This window comes from Streptomyces niphimycinicus (assembly GCF_018883605.1).
Lineage (GTDB): Bacteria > Actinomycetota > Actinomycetes > Streptomycetales > Streptomycetaceae > Streptomyces > Streptomyces niphimycinicus.
Genome location: NZ_JAHLEM010000684.1, coordinates 1 through 4,533, shown reverse-complemented (window position 1 = coordinate 4,533; position 4,533 = coordinate 1). Strand labels below are relative to the sequence as shown.

2 protein-coding genes are annotated in these 4,533 nt (G+C 71.9%); both read left to right on the top strand.

The genetic code is table 11. The features are described 5' to 3' along the window. Nucleotides 1–358 precede the first annotated feature (358 nt). Entirely contained in the window at nt 359–2,728 is a 2,370-nt protein-coding gene (locus KN815_RS40125) for a terpene synthase family protein (RefSeq protein WP_216346728.1), read from the top strand. Between the two features lie 200 nt (nt 2,729–2,928). After that, the gene (locus tag KN815_RS40120; protein WP_216346727.1) at nt 2,929–4,353 is read left to right on the top strand and encodes an amidase; all 1,425 of its coding nucleotides are present in this window, start codon (nt 2,929–2,931) and stop codon (nt 4,351–4,353) included. Nucleotides 4,354–4,533 lie beyond the last annotated feature (180 nt).

Genomic DNA, 4,533 nt, shown 5'->3' with positions numbered 1-4,533 from the left:
ACCGGCCCGGCGGCGGGGCGGCCGCCGACCGGCCCGGCAGAACCGAAACGGCCCAGAAGGCGACGGCGTCCGCCTCCCGCTAGGCGCGGCGTCCGCCTCCCGCTAGGCGCGGTGTCCGCCTCCCGCCAGGAGCGCTCACCGTGCCCCGTGGTGACCCGGCCTACGGCCCTTGCCACGGGGCGGTGAGCGGTGCGGTGAGCGGGCCGTGAGCGGGGCAGGGTACCGGTCGCGCGGCGCGTTCGTGTGACTAATGGGGCTTTCGGATAGGCCGGGAGTGGCATGGGTAGCCCGTAGCCGACCCCGGTCCGTAGCCGGACGGCTACGGACCACCGTCGCACGGAGAGGTGCCGGCCCAGCAGTGACACAGCCCTTTCGACTCCCCGAGTTCTATATGCCGTATCCGGCCCGGCTGAGCCCCCATGTCCAGGAGGCACGGGAGCACTCCACCCGGTGGGCCCGCGCGATGGGAATGCTCGAGGGCTCGGGGATCTGGGAGCGGAAGGATCTCGACGCCCACGACTACGCCCTGCTGTGCGCGTACACCCACCCCGACTGTTCCGGCGCGGAGCTCTCGCTGATCACGGACTGGTATGTGTGGGTCTTCTTCTTCGACGACCACTTCCTGGAGACGTTCAAGCGCTCCCAGGACCGTGAAGCCGGTAAGGCGTATCTCGACCGGTTGCCCGCCTTCATGCCGATGGACCCGGCCGCCGGGACCCCCGAGCCCACCAACCCGGTCGAGGCGGGGCTCGCGGATCTATGGGCGCGGACGGTGCCCTCGATGTCGTCGGACTGGCGGGCCCGGTTCCGGGAGAGCACCGAGAATCTGCTCAACGAATCGCTCTGGGAGCTCTCGAACATCAACATCCACCGGGTCCCCAATCCGGTCGAGTACATCGAGATGCGCCGTAAGGTCGGCGGCGCGCCCTGGTCGGCCGGGCTGGTCGAGCATGCGGTGGGGGCCGAGGTGCCGGCGGTGATCGCCGGGTCGCGGCCGATGCGGGTGCTGCGCGACGCCTTCGCGGACGCGGTGCATCTGCGCAACGACCTGTTCTCCTACCAGCGGGAGATCGAGGACGAGGGCGAGCTCAGCAATGGCGTCCTGGCGCTGGAGACGTTCCTGTGCTGCACCACCCAGGAGGCGGCCGACTCCGTCAACGACCTGCTCACCTCACGGCTGCGGCAGTTCGAGGACACCGCGCTCACCGAACTCGGCCCGCTCTTCGCCGAGCACGGCCTGGACCCGGTGGCCTGCGCGGGCGTTCTCGCCTACGTCAAGGGGCTCCAGGACTGGCAGTCCGGCGGCCACGAGTGGCATATGCGCTCCAGCCGCTATATGAACGGCGCGAACGAAGCGGGCGGCGCCCACGGCGCCGACGAGGCGAGCGGCACCGGCCAGGCGGCCATACCCGGGGCGTGGTCCCCCTTCGCGCTCAGCGGTCTCGGTGTCTCCGCGGCGAGCCTGCCGCTGACCACCGGCCGGGCGGAGACGGCCAGGGCGCGCACCTTCAGCCATGTCCCGTTCCAGAAGACCGGGCCGTCCCTGCTGCCGGACTTCTTCATGCCGTTCCCCCTCCGGCTGAACGCACATCTGCCCGCCGCCCGCCGCCATCTGACCGACTGGGCACACCGGATGGGCATCCTCGAACCGCTCGAACCACTCGAACCGCTCGAACCACGGCCCGGCGTCCCCGGTCCGCAGGTGATCTGGGACGAGGAGCGGCTGCTCGCCGCCGATCTCCCGCTGTGCGCGGCGGGCATCCACCCGGACGGCTCCCCGGCCGAGCTCGATCTGGCGTCGGGCTGGCTGACCTGGGGCACCTACGCGGACGACTACTACCCGGTGGTCTTCGGCCGTACCCACGACCTGGCCGGGGCCTGGGCGTGCAACGCCCGGCTGGGGGAGTTCATGCCGCTCGACGCGGGCCCCACCCCGGCCCCGGCGACCGCGCTGGAGCGGTCGCTGGCCGATCTGTGGGCCCGTACGGCGGGGCCGATGGAGGACTCGGCGCGCCGTGATCTGCGGCAGTCCATCGAGGACATGACCGCCAGTTGGCTGTGGGAGCTGGCCAACCAGACCAAGAACCGGATCCCCGACCCGGTCGACTACATCGAGATGCGCCGGCTCACCTTCGGCTCCGCCCTCACCATGAGCCTGTGCCGACTGGCGCACGGACGGCGGGTGCCGCCCGAGATCTACCGCAGCGGCCCGGTCCGGTCGCTGGAGAACGCCGCCATGGACTACGCGACGCTGCTGAACGACGTCTTCTCGTACCAGAAGGAGATCGAGTTCGAGGGCGAGGTCCACAACGGCGTTCTCGTCGTCCAGAACTTCTTCGACTGCGACTATCCGACCGGGGTCGCCGTCGTGAACGATCTGATGACGTCCCGGATGCGGCAGTTCCAGCATGTCGCGGAGCATGAGTTCCCCGTGCTCTACGACGACTTCGGCCTGGCGCCGGAGGCCCGGAGGGGGATGGACGGCTATGTGCGGGAGCTGCGCCACTGGATGACCGGGATCATGAACTGGCACCGGCAGGTCGCGCGCTACCGGGAGGCGGAGCTGCTCCGCGCGCAGCGGCGGCCGGTGGCGGCCGGGGCCGGAGGGGTGGCGGCCGGGGCCGGATCGGGGGCGCGGCCGGTGGCCCCGTGGCACGGGCCCACCGGGCTCGGCACCTCGGCCGCGCGGATTCCGGTGCCCGCCGGGGCAGCCGGAGCACGTCCGTAAGGATCTCGGGACCGACCGCCCCGGCTTGTCCCCTTGGCCCCTTGGCCCCTTGTCCGGTTGGTCCCTTGTCCGGGTGGCTCTTCCCTCGACCGGCCGCTTCCCGAACCATGGGTGCTGTCCCGGGCCCGTAAGGAAGGGCCCCGTAAGGAAGGGCCCCGCAAGGAGGGCGAGCGACCGTGACGACGGGAAGGCGAGCGACCGTGACGACGACGGATGACGACCTCTGCTTCAGGACCGCGCTGGACCTCAGCCGGCTGCTGCGCACCCGCGAGCTGTCCGCTCGCGAACTGCTGGAGGCCCATCTGGCCCGTATCGAACGGGTCAACCCCGCCGTCAACGCGATCGTCACCCTCGTCGCGGACCGGGCCCGTGAGGCCGCCGAGGAGGCCGATGAGCGGATCGCGGCGGGGGAGGAGCTGGGGCCGCTGCACGGGCTGCCCATCGCCCACAAGGACACCCACAACACCGCGGGCATCCGCACCACCCATGGCTCGCCGCTCGCCGACGGCGTACCCGACCGGGACGATCTGATCATCGAACGGATCCGGGCCGCCGGGGCGATCACCATCGGCAAGACCAACGTGCCGGAGTTCGGGGCCGGTTCGCACACCTTCAACCCGATTTTCGGCGCCACCCACAACCCGTACGATCAGGGCCGCAGCGCGGGCGGCAGCAGTGGGGGCGCGGCGGCCGCGCTGGCCTCCGGAATGATCCCGATCGCGGACGGCAGCGACACCGGCGGCTCGCTGCGCAACCCCGCCTCGTTCTGCAATGTCGTGGGCCTGCGCCCGTCGCCCGGGCGCGTCCCCGGCTGGCCCGCCGCGACCGCCTGGAGCACGCTCAACGTCAGGGGCCCGCTGGCCCGCACCGTGGCCGACACCGCCCTGCTGCTGTCCGCCATCGCCGGACCCGACGCACGGTCGCCGATCGCCCTGGAGGAGCCCGGCGCCCGCTTCGCCCGCCCCCTGGACCGCGATCTGACGGGGCTGCGGGTGGCCTGGTCGCCGGATCTCGGGGGGCTGGTGCCGGTCGAGCCCGAGGTGGCCGCGGCGGTCGAGTCGGCGGTGGAGGTCTTCGGCGACCTCGGCTGCGTCGTGGAGCGGGCCTGCCCGGACCTGACCGAGGCCGAGGAGGTCTTCCGTACGCTGCGCGCCTCGATGTTCGAGGTCGCCTTCGGCGCGCTCATGGACCGCCACCCCGACGGTCTGAAGCAGACGATCCGGGAGAACACCGAGGAAGGGCGCAAGCTCAGCGGGCCGGACGTCGCCCGCGCGGAGGTGCTGCACACCCAGCTCTACCACCGCGTCCGGGAGTTCTTCGGCCGCTATGACGTGCTGCTGCTCCCGGTGAGCCAGGTGCTGCCCTTCGACATCGGCATCGAGTATCCGACCGAGGTCGCCGGGGTGGCCATGGACGACTATCTGGACTGGATGCGCTCGGCGTATCTGATCAGCTCGACCGGCAGTCCGGCGCTGTCCGTACCGGCCGGGTTCACACCCGGCGGGCTTCCGGTCGGGGTGCAGATCGTCGGGCCGCACCGGGCGGACTTCGCGGTCCTCCAGGTCGGCCACGCCTTCGAGCAGGCCACCGGGCACTGGCGGCGGCGCCCGGCGGGCATCGGGTGACCAAGGGGGCGAACGAGGGCGGCGGGTCGGTGCGGCGCCCGGCCGCCACCGCCGACGATGGCGTTCCATCCGGTCCACTCATGGGAAGGAGCACATCCGTGCCCTCTGCCACCGGTCCGTCCCGTGCCACCGGTCCGTCCCGTGCCACCGGTCCGTCCCGTGCCACCGGTCCGTCCCGCC